General features: G+C 70.7%; 11 protein-coding genes and 4 pseudogenes. 5 read left to right on the forward strand and 10 right to left on the reverse strand.

The window, feature by feature from the left end; all coding sequences use genetic code 11:
• Positions 1–35: 35 nt before the first annotated feature.
• The 4 genes from ABT288_RS38660 to ABT288_RS38675 are packed head-to-tail and all read left to right on the forward strand — an operon-like array spanning position 36 to position 6,500.
• Positions 36–1,304 carry a glycosyltransferase gene (locus ABT288_RS38660; RefSeq protein ID WP_351618304.1) on the forward strand — a complete coding sequence of 423 codons (1,269 nt, stop codon included), beginning with the start codon at positions 36–38 and terminating at the stop codon, positions 1,302–1,304.
• Complete coding sequence (locus tag ABT288_RS38665) at positions 1,301–2,947, forward strand: ArnT family glycosyltransferase (RefSeq protein WP_351618306.1); 1,647 nt, start codon at positions 1,301–1,303, stop codon at positions 2,945–2,947. Before ABT288_RS38660 ends, ABT288_RS38665 begins: the two co-directional genes overlap by 4 nt.
• Positions 2,944–4,107, forward strand: coding sequence for a glycosyltransferase (locus tag ABT288_RS38670; RefSeq protein WP_351618309.1), 1,164 nt, complete (start codon positions 2,944–2,946; stop codon positions 4,105–4,107). Before ABT288_RS38665 ends, ABT288_RS38670 begins: the two co-directional genes overlap by 4 nt.
• Positions 4,104–6,500, forward strand: a complete 2,397-nt coding sequence (locus ABT288_RS38675) for a galactose oxidase early set domain-containing protein (RefSeq protein ID WP_351618312.1) — start codon at positions 4,104–4,106, stop codon at positions 6,498–6,500. Before ABT288_RS38670 ends, ABT288_RS38675 begins: the two co-directional genes overlap by 4 nt.
• On the opposite strand, the gene ABT288_RS38680 is transcribed toward ABT288_RS38675, so the two are convergent.
• The 5 genes from ABT288_RS38680 to trhA all read right to left on the reverse strand — a co-directional run bounded on the left by ABT288_RS38680 (position 6,487) and on the right by trhA (position 10,695).
• Complete coding sequence (locus ABT288_RS38680) at positions 6,487–6,831, reverse strand: hypothetical protein (RefSeq protein ID WP_351618314.1); 345 nt, start codon at positions 6,829–6,831, stop codon at positions 6,487–6,489. The two genes, ABT288_RS38675 and ABT288_RS38680, sit on opposite strands and share 14 nt — an antisense overlap.
• 48 nt (positions 6,832–6,879) lie before the next feature.
• Positions 6,880–7,611, reverse strand: a complete 732-nt coding sequence (locus ABT288_RS38685; protein WP_351618317.1) for a Mut7-C RNAse domain-containing protein — start codon at positions 7,609–7,611, stop codon at positions 6,880–6,882.
• Positions 7,612–7,644: 33 nt separating this feature from the next.
• On the reverse strand, positions 7,645–8,277 hold the full coding sequence (locus ABT288_RS38690) for a TetR/AcrR family transcriptional regulator (protein ID WP_450858048.1): 633 nt from the start codon (positions 8,275–8,277) through the stop codon (positions 7,645–7,647).
• A 5-nt stretch (positions 8,278–8,282) separates the two neighbouring features.
• Entirely contained in the window at positions 8,283–9,854 is a 1,572-nt protein-coding gene (locus ABT288_RS38695) for an MFS transporter (protein ID WP_351618323.1), read from the reverse strand.
• Positions 9,855–9,984: 130 nt separating this feature from the next.
• Positions 9,985–10,695 (reverse strand): PAQR family membrane homeostasis protein TrhA, encoded by a 711-nt coding sequence (trhA, locus tag ABT288_RS38700; RefSeq protein WP_351618326.1) that lies wholly within the window; start codon positions 10,693–10,695, stop codon positions 9,985–9,987.
• A 287-nt stretch (positions 10,696–10,982) separates the two neighbouring features.
• On the opposite strand from trhA, the gene ABT288_RS38705 reads away from it, so the two are divergent.
• Complete coding sequence (locus tag ABT288_RS38705) at positions 10,983–12,803, forward strand: phosphoenolpyruvate carboxykinase (GTP) (RefSeq protein WP_351618329.1); 1,821 nt, start codon at positions 10,983–10,985, stop codon at positions 12,801–12,803.
• Positions 12,804–12,927: 124 nt separating this feature from the next.
• On the opposite strand, the pseudogene ABT288_RS38710 reads toward ABT288_RS38705, so the two are convergent.
• From ABT288_RS38710 to ABT288_RS50370, 5 genes and pseudogenes are all read right to left on the reverse strand, one after another.
• Positions 12,928–13,167 (reverse strand): annotated as a pseudogene (locus tag ABT288_RS38710) (hypothetical protein); the annotation flags it as partial.
• Positions 13,167–14,065 (reverse strand): annotated as a pseudogene (locus ABT288_RS38715) (substrate-binding domain-containing protein); the annotation flags it as partial. The pseudogenes ABT288_RS38715 and ABT288_RS38710, both read right to left, overlap by 1 nt.
• Positions 14,066–14,148: 83 nt before the next feature.
• Positions 14,149–14,493: pseudogene (locus ABT288_RS38720) on the reverse strand (toxic anion resistance protein); the annotation flags it as partial.
• A pseudogene (locus ABT288_RS38725) lies at positions 14,480–15,023 on the reverse strand (hypothetical protein); the annotation flags it as partial. The pseudogenes ABT288_RS38725 and ABT288_RS38720, both read right to left, overlap by 14 nt.
• Positions 15,024–15,281: 258 nt before the next feature.
• Positions 15,282–15,449 (reverse strand): SCO4983 family protein (locus ABT288_RS50370; RefSeq protein WP_502972935.1); only part of this gene is annotated, 168 nt, incomplete at its 5' end.

Raw genomic sequence — 15,449 nt, forward strand, 5'->3', positions numbered from 1 at the left:
GCACAGGGGGTAATCGGGGATCTGGGGGGATCTTTTTGCTCACGTCCGTCTTCATCGCTGCCGTCTCACTGGCCCTGTTCTGGATGGCGGCGTTCACCCTGTGGTGGCAGATGCACGCGTGGCGCACGCCCGAGGTGCTGGCCTCCACCCGGTTCGGCAGGCCGGACGGCGGCGAACACCTGTCGTTCTCGCTGCTGCTGCCCGCTCGGCACGAGCAGGCGGTGCTGGACCACACCATCCAGCGGCTGCTGGAATCCACGCACACCGACTTCGAGATCATCGTGATCGTCGGGCACGACGACCCCGAGACCACGGAGGTGGCCGAGCGGGCCGCCGCCCGGGACCCGCGCGTCCGGGTCGTCGTCGACACCCACGAGAAGAAGAACAAGCCGAAGGCCATGAACACGGCGCTGCCGCACTGCCGCGGTGACGTCGTCGGGGTCTTCGACGCCGAGGACCAGGTCCACCCGGAGCTGCTGGCCCACGTCGACCACGCCTTCCGCACCACCGGGGCGGACGTCGTCCAGGGCGGGGTCCAGCTCATCAACTTCCACTCCAGCTGGTACAGCCTGCGCAACTGCCTGGAGTACTTCTTCTGGTTCCGCTCCCGGCTGCACCTGCACGCGCAGAAGGGCTTCATCCCGCTCGGCGGCAACACCGTCTTCGTGCGCACCGGCGTCCTCAGGGAGGCGGACGGCTGGGACCCGAACTGCCTCGCCGAGGACTGCGACCTGGGCGTCCGGCTGTCCAGCGTCGGCAAGAAGGTCGTCGTCGCCTACGACTCCGACATGGTGACCAGGGAGGAGACCCCGGGTTCCCTCATGTCGCTGCTCAAGCAGCGCACCCGCTGGAACCAGGGCTTCCTGCAGGTCTACCGGAAGAGGGACTGGAAGCAACTGCCGGGATTCGGGCAGCGGTTGCTCGCCCGGTACACCCTGATGACGCCGTTCATGCAGGCCTTCTCCGGCGTGATCATCCCGCTCAACGCGGCCGTCGCGCTCTTCCTCGACGTGCCCGTCGGGGTCGCCTTCCTCACCTTCCTGCCGCTGGTCACCGCCGCCGTCACCTTCGTCTTCGAGGTGGTCGGGCTGCACGACTTCGGCAAGCAGTACGGCCTGAAGGTCCGCCTCGTCCACTACGTGAAGCTCATCGTGGGCGGCCCCTTCTACCAGGTGCTCCTCGCCGGTGCCGCGATCCGTGCCGTCTGGCGCGAGCAACGCGGCCGTAACGACTGGGAGTTGACCACACACGTCGGCGCACACCTCACCGCGGCCGAGCCCATCCGAGAGGACGTTCCTGCGTGACCTCCACACTTCCCGCGGTGACCGCAGCGAAGGTCCCCGCGCAGGGCCCACCTGTGCCGGAAGACCGCTCGACGGGCCGGACAAGCCCGCCGCCGCGGCTCCGCTCCTCCCGCCCCGACCTGCTGCTGTGCGGTGTCCTGCTCGCGGCGATCCTCGTCGTCCAGGGCTGGAACATCGCCGACTACCCCACCCTCAGCGACGACGAGGGCACCTATCTCGCCCAGGCCTGGGCGGTCCAGCAGGGCCGCGGCCTCGCCCACTACACCTACTGGTACGACCACCCGCCGCTCGGCTGGATCCAGATAGCCCTGCTCAGCCGGCTCCCCGCGGCCCTCAGCCCCGGCTCGATGACCGTCGGCACCATGCGGCTCGTGATGCTGCTGGTCAGCGGCGTCAGCGCGGTCCTCCTCTATGTCCTGGGCCGCCGGCTCTCCCTGCCCCGCTGGGCCGCCGGACTCGGCATGGCCCTGTTCGGGCTCTCCCCGCTCGCGGTCGTCCTCAGCCGGGAGATCTTCCTCGACAACATCGCCGTGATGTGGCTGCTGCTGGCGTTCTGCCTCGCCGCCTCGCCCAGCCGCCACCTCTGGCACCACTTCGGCGCGGGCCTCGCCGCCGCCGCGGGCGTGCTCACCAAGGAGACGATGCTCGTCGTCCTGCCCGCCCTGCTGGTCACCATGTGGCGGCACAGCCACCGCGACACCCGCAAGTTCGCCCTCACCGGAGCCGTCACCGCCTGCGCCCTGACCGGCTGTTCCTATCCGCTGTTCGCCCTGCTCAAGGGCGAGCTGCTGCCGGGCCCCGGGCACGTCTCCCTGTGGGACGGCATCACCTACCAGATGTCCAGGCCCGGCTCGGGATTCATCCTCGACCAGGCCTCCGGCTCCTACGGCGTCCTGCACGCCTGGCTGTACTACGACCGCGTCCTGCCCCTCGGCGGCCTCGCCGGAGCCCTGCTCCTGTTGCTCACCTGGCGCTGGTCGGTCACCGCCCGCGCCCTCGCCGGACCGGCCCTCACGGTCGCCATCCTGGCCGCGGTGGCCCTGCGCCCGAACGGCTACCTGCCCGCCATGTACGTCATCGGCGCGCTGCCCTTCCTCGCCCTGGTCCTCGCGGGCGGCGCCGCCTCCGTCGCCCACGCGGTCATCACCAGGTGGCGCACGGAGGGCGAGAAGCGGTACCTCACCGGCGGCCGGTACGCGCTCGCCGCCGTCCTCGCCCTCGCCGCCGGCGCCTATGTCGTACCGCACTGGTACGACGGCGACCGCACCGCCGTCACCGCCGACGCCAACCGGCCCTACCGTCAGGCCTCCCACTGGCTCGGCACCGAGGTGGCCGACCCGGAGGACACCCGGGTGCTCGTCGACGACGCCCTCTGGCTGGACCTCGTGCACGCCGGATACCGGCCCGGGCTCGGCGCCATCTGGTTCTACAAGGCCGACCTCGACCCGGCGGTCACGAAGACCATGCCGCACGGCTGGCGGGACATCGACTACGTCGTCGCCTCGCCGACCGTCCGCCGGGACGCCAAGGACCTGCCCAACGTGCGGGCCGCGATCCGGCACTCCACGCCGGTCGCCACCTTCGGCACCGGGCCCGACCGCATAGAGATCCGGCGGATCCAGGCCGTGGGAGGGGCGCGATGAGCGAGTACACCGCCCCGGCACAGGGCCTCGACGCCGTAGAGGTCCCCGAGCCGGGCGCCGTCACCATCGTCGTGCCGACCTTCAACGAGTCCGCGAACGTACGGCGGTTGCTGCACCAGATCGCCGAGTCGGTGCCCGCGCGGCTGCCCTGCGAGGTCCTGTTCGTGGACGACTCCACCGACGACACCCCCGAGGTCGTCCGCGAGGCCGCCCAGGACTGCCCGTTCCCGGTGGCCGTCCTGCACCGGGAGGAACCCGTCGGCGGGCTCGGCGGGGCGGTCGTCGAGGGGCTGCGGGCGGCGACCTCGGAGTGGGTCGTCGTCATGGACGGCGACTGCCAGCATCCGCCGTCCCTCGTACCGGAGTTGGTGGCCACGGGCGAACGGACGCACGCCGGGCTCGTCGTCGCCTCCCGGTACATCGACGGCGGCAGCCGGGCCGGGCTCGCCGGCGGCTACCGGGTGGCCGTCTCGCGCGGCGCGACCTGGCTCGCCAAGGCCCTCTTCCCGCGCAGACTGCACGGCATCAGCGACCCGATGAGCGGCTTCTTCGCCATCCGCCGCAGCGCGGTCACGGCGGACGTGCTCAGACCGCTCGGCTACAAGATCCTGCTGGAGCTGGCCGTACGCAGCCGGCCCCGGCAGGTCGCCGAGGTGCCGTTCGTCTTCCAGGACCGGTTCGCCGGCGAGTCCAAGTCCACCGCCCGGGAGGGCTTCCGCTTCCTGCGCCATCTGGCGGGTCTGCGCACCGCCTCACCGGTCGCCCGCATGGTCGGCTTCGGGCTGATCGGCGCGAGCGGGTTCGCCCCGAACCTCCTCGGGCTCTGGGCCCTGACCGTCCTCGGGATGCACTACCTCCCCGCGGAGATCCTCGCCAACCAGTTCGGAGTCGCCTGGAACTTCCTGCTCATCGAGCAGCTGCTGTTCCGCGACCGGCGCGCGCACCGCCGCTGGTGGGACCGGCTCGGCCGGTTCGCGCTGCTGGCCAACGCCGACCTGCTGCTGCGCATCCCGCTGATCGCCCTGCTCGTCGGCCGGTTCGGCATGGGCGCCCTGCCTGCCACCGCGCTCGCGCTGGTCATGACGTTCGTCCTGCGCTTCGTCGGAACCGAGGCGCTGGTCTATCTCCCGCGACGTAACCACCGGAGGAGAGCCGCTTGAGCAAGTACCGCAGACGGACCGCGCTGGCCGGGGTGGGCGCCCTGACCGCCGGTCTGCTCCTGACCGCGCCCCAGCCGGCACAGGCCGCCAACCTGATCAAGAACCCCGGCTTCGAGACCGCCGGCAGCGGCGACATGCCGTACTGCTGGGAGAAGTCGGGCTGGGGCGACAACGACTTCAGCTTCGAGACGACCTCCGACGCGCACTCCGGATCCGCGGCCATGAAGGTCACGCTGACCCGCCGGGTCTCCGGCGACCGCAAGGCGATGATCACCGAGTCGACGGACTGCGCGCCGGGGGTGAGCGTCGGCAAGCAGTACGACCTGGGACTCTGGTACAAGACCACCACCCCGGACGCCAACATCACTCTCTTCCGGCACGACACGACCGCTGGCTGGCAGTACTGGACCGACGTCAAAACCCTCGACATGGCCTCGGCCTGGACGCAGGCCACGGTCCGCACACCCGAGGTCCCGGCCGGCACCGACCGCATCACCTGGGGTGTCTCCGTCTACGGCACCGGCTCGGCGACCACCGACGACTACACCATGGACCAAGTGCCGGACCCGCTCCCGCCGGCCCAGTGCACGGGCACGAACGACCAGTGCGCGAACGGCAGCTGGTCCGTCCTGCCGACGCAGAACCCGGTCCGCTCCATGCACTCCGTCGTGCTCAGCAACGGCAAGGTGCTGCTGATCGCCGGCTCCGGCAACAGCGAGGAGAACTTCAACGCGGGCACGTTCACCAGCGCGGTGTACGACCCGGCGACCGGCGACTACAAGGTCATCCCCACCCCGAAGGACATGTTCTGCGCGGGCCATGTCCAGCTCCAGGACGGGCGGGTGCTGGTCCTGAGCGGCAACAAGGCGTACCCGGTGGTGGGCGGGCACGGCTACGAGGGGTTCAAGGACTCGTACATCTTCGACCCGGCGACCGAGACCTACACCAAGACCAACGACCTCAACGACGGCCACTGGTACCCGTCGGCGACCGAGCTCGGCAACGGTGACGTCATCTCCTTCGGCGGGCTCCGCGAGGACTCCACCGGCTCGGTGACCGCCGAGAAGTTCAGTTACGCGCAGAACCAGTGGCTGCCGCTGTCCCAGGTCAACCAGACCTGGTCGTACTGGGGTCTGTACCCGGCGATGATCCTGATGCAGGACGGCCGCCTCTTCTACACGGGCAGCCATGTCTTCGGCAACAACATCCCCGGCACGGGTTCGGCGATCTACGACTACGGGGCCAACACGGTCACGCAGATCCCGGGGCTGCAGAACAAGGACGAGCGGGACCAGTCGTCGTCCGTGCTGCTGCCTCCGGCGCAGGACCAGCGGGTGCTGACGGTCGGCGGCGGCAACATCGACTCCAACCCGGACGCGAACCGCCTCACCGACCTGATCGACCTCAAGCAGGCCAACCCGTCCTACGTCGCCGGGCCGCCGGTCCCGCAGGGCACGGTCGACCTGGGCAACGGCCCGCAGCCGGAGACCGGCAACCAGGGCAAGATGTACGTCTCCACCGTGCTGCTGCCCGACGGCAAGGTGCTGGAGACGGGCGGCGCCCTGCACAACCGCGCCAACCCCGTGTACGAGTCCTCGCTCTACGACCCCGCCACCAACGCCTTCCAGCAGGTGGCCGCCGACCCCGAGTCCCGCGGCTACCACTCCTCGGCGTTCCTGCTGCCCGACGGCCGGGTGATGGCCACCGGCGACAACCCGGGCAACGGCAGCTGGAACCACAACGTGTCGATCTACACCCCGCCGTACCTCTACAAGGGCACGCGTCCGACGATCACCTCGGTGATCAACCAGGAGTGGAAGTACGGCGACACCCAGCGGATCACCGTCGACCGGCCGATCGCCAAGGCCGAGCTGATCCGTCCGGCCGCGGTGACCCATTCGTCCGACCCGAACCAGCGGTTCGTGGACCTGCCGCTCTCGGTGGACGGCAACAACGTCGACCTGAACGTGACGAACAATCCCAACCTGGCGCCGCCCGGCTGGTACATGCTCTTCGCGGTCGACGCCAACGGGGTGCCCTCGGTGGCCCGGTGGGTGCATCTGACGGGCCCGGCGGCCCTGACCGCGGCGTCCCCGCACATCCACGCCTTCGCCGACGGCCTCACCGGCAAGGTGTCGGGGCCCGCCAAGAAGCGCACGTCCCAGCAGGTCAGCCCGACCCTGTCCGGCTGCGACCGGCACTACGGCTCGATCAACGTGTGTGTGCCGACGGTGTTCCCGCCCGAGGTGAGGAAGACGACCGCGGCCCGCTGCACCTGGCTCCGGCAGAACCACTACGGTCGGCTGAAGGTCGACGGCGCCGACGATCCGCTGGGCCTGGACCCGAACCGGGACGGGGTGGCGTGCGGAAAGGGCGACGTCAGGCGCCGTTGAGGATCAGCGCCCCGAGGGTGAGCTGAGCACCCCACTGCACGAACACGGCCCAGAGCCTGGCGTACGTCCACCGGGCTCTGGGCCACACCAGTGCCGCCAGACCGGCGAACACCGCCAGGCAGAAGGCGTCGTAGAGGGCGTATCCGGGGATCGTCGAGCACTGCTCGCCGTACTCCAGGCACATCGAGCCGCGCTCACCGGAGAGCACGACGATCCAGGACAGAATGACGATCGGCAGGAGCGAGACCAGCCCGGCGACGGCCCAGCCGGTGATGAACCGGTCCATCTGCTGCGAGGTGGGCGTCACCTGCTGCTCCGTTGTGGCGTTCATGACCCCATCCCACCGCGCCGGCCGGTCCCCGCAGATCGGCGCGGGTACTCATTCCCCCTGGGTACGCATGCTCAACGCCCGCTCCACGACCGCCTCCAGCTGTTCGTGGTGCGCGCCCTTCCAGTACGCGCGGCCGCACTCCGTGCACTGGGCGAAGACGTCGTAGGAGCGCTGCGTGCCGTGCTTGAGCTGGTCGGCCACCTCGGCCTTCGTGGCCTGTCTGAGCAGGCCGTTGCAGGCGGTGCAGCGGGTCCAGGGGCGCAGGTCGGGGGCGAAGCGGTCGAGGACGTCGTGCAGCTGGTCGTCGGGGCGGGTGCTGTAGACGAAGGCGCCGGCCCACAGCTCGCGGCGGCGCAGCAGCCCCCGGTCGCGGCTGAGCATGACGCGCTTCTCGGCCGCCGAGCGGGTGGCGAGGGCCGCGTCGCCGATGTCCGTCGACTCGTACGCCGTGTCCACGCCGAGCAGGCGCAGGCGGCGGGCGAGCGTGCCGAGGTGGACGTCGAGGAGGAACCGGAGGGGCGCACCGGGGATCTGCTGGGGCCGGTCGACGGGGCGTACGTGCACCGTCTCGCCGGCCTTCGGGATGTGCGCGGCCGGCACCGCGCGGCCGTCCACGACCAGCGCGCCGACCTCGGTCAGCGGGACGCCGAGGGACTCGATGACATGGCCGAGCGTCGAGACGCCGTCCGTGGCCAGGGGCGTGGCTCCGGCGCGCCGGGCGTGCGGCACGAACAGGTGCAGTGCGGGGGCGACTTCGACGCGGATCTCGGGTCCGTTCACCCCGTCAGCATCGCATGGGACGGCGCCCGGGCCTCAGCGGTTTTCGCCGGGGAGGCCGTGCTCCATGACGTCCAGGGCGCGGTCGACCAGGGCCGTGAAGTCGTCCCGGTGGTCGTTCTCCGCCCAGTACATGGAGGTCTCCATCAGGCCGCCGATCAGGGACATGGCGTAGACGCGGACCTCCAGGCCGTCGGGGTCGCGGCCGGTGCGCTCGCCGATGGCCTCACAGAGCATGCGGCCGCTGGTCGACATGCTCTCCATCATCCGCGAACGCACCGCGGGGACCTGGACCATGAGGTGGGTGCGCAGCCGGGACACCTCGAGGTCTTCGGCCACGGCGAGCTCGACGGCCCGGTGCAGGACGTACCGGATGGTCTCGGACCAGGGTTCGTCGGCGGGCCGTGCCTTGATCTCCTCCAGGATCACCGGGTCGTACTCGTCCGTGAGGACGATGTCCTCCTTGGTCGGGAAGTACCGGAAGACGGTCGACGGCGACACCTCGGCCCGTTCGGCGATCTGGTCGATCGTCGTGGCGTCGTAGCCCTGCTCCTGGACCAGGGCGTACGTCGCCGCGCGGATCGCCTCCCTGGTCTTGATCTTCTTGCGTTCGCGCAGCCCCGGCTGCGGTCGGTCGGCGGAGGGGAGGGGGGAACGTGCGGCCGTCATGCCGGTCATTGTCCGGCATCCGTGACGGGGGCCGCCACGGCCGGGGTCTCCCTCCGCCCGGTGCGCCGTACGACGGGGGTGTTCGGCAGCAGCAGCGCCGCGAGCAGGGCCGCCACGAGGGAGGCGAGCCCGCACACCAGCAGCACCACCGTCATCCCGTGGACGTACGCGCTGTCCGCGGAGGCCGCCAGGCGGGCCGAGCCCGTGTGCGCGGCCACCGCATGCGCGGCGACCACGGACTCCCCGGCGGTGTGCGCGGCCTGTCCCGGCAGCCCGGTCACGTCGAGCCGGTCCCGGAAGGCGCTCGCGAGGAGGCTGCCGAGCAGGGCGATGCCGACGGCGCCGCCGACCTGGCGGAACGTCATGAGCAGCCCGGAGCCGCTGCCGGCCCGGTCGGCGGGCAGCGTGCCGAGCGCGCCGTCCATCGCCGGGACGACCGCGAAGCCGAAGCCGAGGCCGGTGATCGACAGCCACAGGGCGGTGAAGCCGTAGCCGTCGTGCACGGTCGTACGGCTGCCCAGCAGGGCGGCGAAGGCGAGCACGACCAGGCCCGCGGTGACCACCGCGCGCGCCCCGAACCGGGCGACGACCGGCTGGGCGCCCTTCGCGGCGACCATCAGCCCGGCCATCATCGGCAGCAGCCGCAGACCGGTGGCGAAGGCGTCGTGGCCGAGGACCGCCTGGAGGTAGGTCGGCACGGTGAACATCAGCCCCGACAGCACGAACATCACCAGGGTCGCGGCGGTGGTGTTGAGCAGGAAGCCGCGGTGGGCCAGCAGGCCCATGTCGAGCATGGGGCGGGTCATCCGGCGTTCCCGCAGGACCAGCGCGGTGAGCAGGACGGCGGCCGCCGCGAACGTCGCCAGCACCAGGCCGTCGCCCCAGCCGCGGTCCGGGGCCTCGATGATCGCGTAGATGAGGGCGCCGAGCCCGGTCGCGGTGAGCGCGGTGGAGGCGGTGTCGACCTTGGGGCTCGCCGGGTCGCGGGTCTCGGGCAGCAGGAACGCGCAGGCCGCGATGCCGAGGGCGGCCATCGGGACGTTGATCAGGAAGACCGAGCCCCACCAGAAGTGGCCCAGCAGCCAGCCGCCGACGAGGGGGCCGAGCGGCATGCCGAGCGCCGAGGCGGCGGAGATCATGCCGACGGCCTTGCCGCGCTCGTCCGGGCCGAACAGCGCGGGCAGCACGGACAGCGACAGCGGCATGATCAGCGCGGCGCCGATGCCGAGGACGGCGCGCGCGGCGATCACGGTGTTCACCTCGCCGGCCAGGGAGCCGAGCACCGAGCCCGCCAGGAAGACGGCGAGCCCGGCGATGAGCATCCGGCGCCGGCCGAACCGGTCGCCGAGCAGGCCCGCAGGGAGCATCAGCGCGGCGAACACGACGATGTACGCGTCCGCCATCCACTGCTGCTGCCCGGTCGTGGCGTGGAGCTGTGCGGCCATGGTGGGCAGGGCCACGTTGAGGATCGTCGAGTCGAAGGCGAGCACCAGCATGCTCGCGACCAGGGCCCCGAGGGCCCACCAGCGGCGGGGGTCGCGCCGCGTCCCGCCGCCGGCGTGAGTGACAGTAGCCATGAAATGAGAGTAGCTCTCAAAATACTGAGACTGTCAATGGGTAGCTGGTCTCAGAAGTTTTCGGGCATACGAAAGCGGCCACGACTGAGGAGCCGTGGCCGCAGGGGGAGGGGAGGGGTGGGTGTCGGGTTTATGCGTGCTGGTAGGCCACCAGTGAGATGCCGACGTAGTGGACGACGAACGCCGCGAGGGTGAAGGAGTGGAAGACCTCGTGGAAGCCGAACCAGCGCGGTGACGGGTTCGGGCGCTTGATGCCGTAGATCACGCCGCCGGCGCTGTAGAGCAGGCCGCCGACGATGACCAGGACCAGGACCGCGACGCCGCCGGTGCGCAGGAAGTCGGGCAGGAAGAACACGGCTGCCCAGCCCATCGCGATGTAGCAGGGCGTGTAGAGCCAGCGCGGGGCGCCCACCCAGAAGACCCGGAAGACGATGCCGGCCGCGGCGGCGGCCCAGATGCTCCACAGCAGCCACCGGCCCTTGGTTCCGGGCAGGAGCAGCAGGGTCAGCGGGGTGTAGGTGCCCGCGATGATCAGAAAGATGTTGGCGTGGTCCAGGCGGCGCAGGACGCCGTCCATCCGGGGGCTCCAGTTGCCCCGGTGGTACAGCGCGCTGACGCCGAAGAGCAGGCAGGCGGTCAGGACGTAGATACCGCAGGCGATGCGGCCTCTGGTGGAGTCGGCGAGGGCGGTGAGCACGAGGCCCGCTATGAGCACGGCCGGGAACATGCCGAGGTGCAGCCAGCCGCGGAGCTTGGGCTTGACCTGTTGCGGCAGCGAGAGCGCGGGACCGCGGCCGTGGGCCGGCGTGTCCGTGGGCGCGTCGGGGACGGACGCAGTCATGCGGGGCATGGTACCTACGCCACCGTAAGTCGGGTGTCAGGGCGGGTCTTGGTCGATCGAACGCAAAAAGACCTTCAGGTGACGCAAACCTGGACGTAAAGGGAACGCAAACCGCCCTGGAAACCGTGGTCTTCCTCACTCCGCTCACCTGTGAGGTCCCCTGGACATATGCGCACTCACGACGGATGATCAAATGAGTGCGGTCGGCACCGGATGAGCATCACGAAGCATCCGGGTCGCAGCCCCCACGGGGCCACAAGGACAAAATCCCTCACTTAGGAGCAACCGTGGCGCGCGACAACTCGGCTTCCAGTGTTCCCACCACCCACCAGGAACTGATCTCCTGGGTCAACGAGATCGCCGAACTGACGCAGCCGGACAGCGTGGTCTGGTGCGACGGCTCCGAGGCGGAGTACGAGCGGCTCTGCGAGGAGCTCGTGGCCAAGGGCACCTTCAAGAAGCTCGACCCGATCAAGCGCCCGAACTCCTACTACGCGGCCTCCGACCCGACCGACGTCGCGCGCGTGGAGGACCGCACCTTCATCTGCTCCGAGAAGGAGGAGGACGCGGGCCCGACCAACCACTGGAAGGCCCCCGCCGAGATGCGGGAGATCTTCAGCGGCGAGAAAGGCCTGTTCCGGGGCTCCATGCGGGGCCGCACCATGTACGTCGTCCCGTTCTGCATGGGCCCGCTCGGCTCCCCGCTGTCCGCGATCGGCGTGGAGATCACCGACTCCGCCTACGTCGCCGTCTCCATGCGCACGATGACGCGCATGGGCCAGGCCGTCCTGGACGAGCTGGGCGACGACGGCTTCTTCGTGAAGGCCGTCCACTCCCTCGGCGCCCCGCTGGAGGAGGGCCAGGAGGACGTTCCGTGGCCGTGCAACTCCACCAAGTACATCTCGCACTTCCCCGAGGACCGCGAGATCTGGTCCTACGGCTCCGGCTACGGCGGCAACGCCCTGCTCGGCAAGAAGTGCTACGCGCTGCGTATCGCCTCCGTCATGGCGCGTGACGAGGGCTGGCTGGCCGAGCACATGCTGATCCTCAAGCTCACCCCGCCGCAGGGTGAGTCCAAGTACGTCGCCGCCGCCTTCCCGAGCGCCTGCGGCAAGACCAACCTCGCCATGCTGGAGCCGACGGTCTCCGGCTGGACCGTGGAGACCATCGGCGACGACATCGCCTGGATGCGCTTCGGCGAGGACGGCCGCCTGTACGCGATCAACCCCGAGGCCGGCTTCTTCGGCGTCGCGCCCGGCACGGGTGAGCACACCAACGCCAACGCCATGAAGACCCTGTGGGGCAACTCGGTCTTCACCAACGTCGCCCTCACCGACGACGGCGACGTGTGGTGGGAGGGCATGACCGAGGAGACCCCGGCCCACCTGACGGACTGGAAGGGCCGCGACTGGACCCCGGACTCCGCCGAGCCGGCCGCGCACCCCAACGCCCGCTTCACCACCCCCGCCTCCCAGTGCCCGATCATCGCGCCGGAGTGGGAGGACCCCAAGGGCGTGCCGATCTCGGCGATCCTCTTCGGCGGCCGCCGCGCCTCCGCGGTGCCGCTGGTGACGGAGTCCTTCGACTGGAACCACGGTGTCTTCCTCGGCGCCAACGTGGCCTCCGAGAAGACCGCCGCCGCCGAGGGCAAGGTCGGCGAGCTGCGCCGCGACCCGTTCGCGATGCTCCCGTTCTGCGGCTACAACATGGGCGACTACATGGCCCACTGGATCGACGTGGCCAAGGACAAGGACCAGTCCAAGCTGCCGAAGATCTACTACGTCAACTGGTTCCGCAAGAACGACGAGGGCAAGTTCGTCTGGCCCGGCTTCGGTGAGAACTCCCGGGTCCTGAAGTGGATCGTGGAGCGCCTGGACGGCAAGGCCGAGGGCGTCGAGACCCCGATCGGCATCCTGCCGGCCAAGGACGCCCTGGACACAGGCGGCCTCGAACTCTCCGAGTCCGACCTCGACTTCCTGCTGACGGTCGACAAGGAGGTCTGGCGCGAGGAGGCGGCGCTCGTCCCCGAGCACCTCAACACCTTCGGCGACCACACCCCGAAGGAGCTGTGGGACCAGTACCACGCGCTGGTGGAGCGCCTGGGCTGAACCGCCCGTCGAAGACTCCACGGCCGGTCCGGATGCCCTGACCAGCGATCGTCACGACCGGCCGTGGTGACCACCCAACGGGGCCCCGCACAAAGGCGTGCGGGGCCCCGCCCTGGTTCTCGCCTCAGTTGTTGCGCTCCTCCAGATACCGCGTGTGCGACTCCTGACGTCGTGCCTCCCGGTCCCTGAGCGCCGAGGCCAGATGTCCGGCCTCCTCGCGGAGCAGCGCGAGCTGGCGGTCCAGGTGTGCTTCCGGCGACTCGGTGCCCGGGGTCAGCCGGGTCCACCAGCGGGTGCGGACGTAGGCGTCGACGGCCTCAGGGACGTCCTGCCGTACCGCGCGGGACACCGTGTGCATGCCCTCGAGGCGACGACCGGGCGGCGGTGGGTGGTGTCGGTGATGAGCCGCTGCACGGCGTCGGTGCGCAGGTCCTCGGTGACCTTGCGGACGTCCTCGCGGGTGCGCGCGCCGCTGGAGGCCAGTGAGGAGAGCGGGTAGTCGGCGGTGACGACGCCGTCGCGGGGGCGGATCACGGTGAGGCCCGGGATGCCCTTGAGCACCGACTCGTAGTTGAGCAGGGCGTCGACGCTGCCGCGCCGCTTGTAGGCGGTGGCCAGCCAGCCCGAGGAGCCCGAGGTCAGCTTCTGGCCCTTGAAGAACTCCTTCAGCCTCGGCGTGGCCTTGGCGACGTCGGCGTCGGTGAGTGCGGACTGGGCGCCGGAGAGCGCCGAGGCGACCGAGATCAGCGTGGAGAAACCGGAGTTGGAGCGGGCCGGGTCGGTCATGCCGTAGGTCAGCTTCCCGTCCTGTACGGCTGCTCGATCTGCCCCCAGGTCACCTGCTCGGGCTGCCAGCCGAGCGCCCTGACGGTGGCCGGCTTGACGCCGATGGCGACCGGGCTGGACATCACCGGGGTCTCGGACACCACCTTCCTCGCCGCGTCGGGCCGCAGCCGCAGATAGTCGTCCGAGGACAGCCACAGCGCCTCGTAACGGCCGTCGGCCTGGCCCCTGGCGAGCAGGTCGACGGCGTCCAGGGTGCCCATGCAGGTGGGCCGGACGGTGACGCCGGTGTCCTTGCGGACCCGGTCGAGGACGGCGGTCATGTCGCTGAGCTCGCTGGAGGCGAGCACACGCAGGGTGCCGGGCTTCGGCGCGGCGGGGTCGTCCTTCTGGTGGTCCTCGGACGTGCAGCCGCCGAGCAGGGCCGCTGTCACGGCCGTCGCGGCGAGCAGGGCGAGTGCGGAACGTCGTCGTCTCATGCCGGCGGGCCCTCCAGTGCGCCCTGGGACCTGCTGCGCGGCGCTGTGCGGTTCGTCGGTCAGCGAGGCGACCGTCGAGGCCCGAGGGTGCGGTAGATGTGCTGGAACGCGCTGCGCAGCGTCTCCGCGCCGACGGCCGGGTCGGCGGCGATCCGCTGTATCTCCTCACCCTGCGAGGAGAGCATCTCGGCGTTGCCCCGGACGAGTCCCTCGGTCGTCCCGCGCAGGGCGTCGACCTGCTCGATCACCTTCTTCTGCGTGTCCCGCGCGGAGGCCAGGATCACCGAGATGCGCAGGGCGGACACGGTGGTCGTGGCGGCCCGGTCGACGCCCTTGATCAGCTCGTTGTGCTTCTGCCGGACGGGGAAGAGCACGTCGGCGCGGAGGGCGTCGGCCTGCCGGGGGTCGCCGACCCGGGCGATGTGCTCGCGATGTAGAGGGTGCCGGTCAACTCCCCGTGCGCCTTGGCCCCCTTGAGCTGCTGCCAGGTCCGGTCGTGCCGGGCGGCGTCCAGGTAGGCGGCCATCCTGAGCGTGCCGCGGTTCTTGCCGTCGAGTACGGCCAGCCCGTTCGCCGCGAGTACGTCGGCGGCACTCCGGTGGGCCACGACGACCAGCGGCGAGTAGAACGGCCGGGGCTGGGGTTCCTGCGCGTGGAACTTCGCGGCCGGCGCGTCGGCCGGCGCCCGGCTCCCCGGAAGGGCGAAGTCGTACCCCTTGAGGTCCAGCGCTTCCATGGCCCAGGACCCGGAGGCCTCGGTCTGCACGGTGTAGCCCTTGGCGGCGAGGGCCTTCACCACGTCGGGATCCGCGAAGAAGTCCGCCTTCTCCGACCCGATCACGCCACGCACGGTCTTCGTTGCCGTGCCCTTGTCCTCCCCGTGCCGGCCCGCGACGACGGCGGCCACCACGCCACCGATCAGCAGCACGGCGAGGACGATTCCAGCGATACGTCTCACGCCGGGGAGCGTGCTGCCGGAAGCCCAAGTTCCTGGGCGCCGGGGATGAACAGCCGGTGACGGACCGGACCCGGCACTGCAACGCGCCCGAAGGGGCGCGGGGAACCGCGCGGCCGGCCAGTGCGGACAGGAAGCCGTAGGACGACACCAGCCACCACGGCGAAGCGCACCCCGCCACAGCGGGCGCGGTGTATGGCGCCCGGTCCGCGCGTCGCTGCGGGTGCACGCGGACCGGGGCCGATCGTGGGACCCCGGTGGTCAGGCGGTGATGCTCAGTTCCTTCGGCTCCGACAACGCGGCGGCGTGCGCATCCATCCGCTCGGCCGCGAGGATGGCCGCCGCGGTGTCGGCACGCGAGGCGGCGACCACGAGCGCACGGCCGGCGAGGGCGTGCGCCCGCCGGTGCAGCGCCGCGGGAGATCGGAA

This window comes from Streptomyces sp. NPDC001093 (assembly GCF_040298985.1).
Classification (GTDB): Bacteria; Actinomycetota; Actinomycetes; order Streptomycetales; family Streptomycetaceae; genus Streptomyces.

Bases quoted from the DNA above. Each gene is read 5' to 3' on its own strand.
- ABT288_RS38690 (WP_450858048.1), bottom strand. From the start codon at position 8,277: ATGACGGCCGCACGTTCCCCCCTCCCCTCCGCCGACCGACCGCAGCCG.
- ABT288_RS38670 (WP_351618309.1), top strand. From the start codon at position 2,944: ATGAGCGAGTACACCGCCCCGGCACAGGGCCTCGACGCCGTAGAGGTC.
- trhA (WP_351618326.1), bottom strand. From the start codon at position 10,695: ATGACTGCGTCCGTCCCCGACGCGCCCACGGACACGCCGGCCCACGGC.
- ABT288_RS38680 (WP_351618314.1), bottom strand. From the start codon at position 6,831: ATGAACGCCACAACGGAGCAGCAGGTGACGCCCACCTCGCAGCAGATG.
- ABT288_RS38695 (WP_351618323.1), bottom strand. From the start codon at position 9,854: ATGGCTACTGTCACTCACGCCGGCGGCGGGACGCGGCGCGACCCCCGC.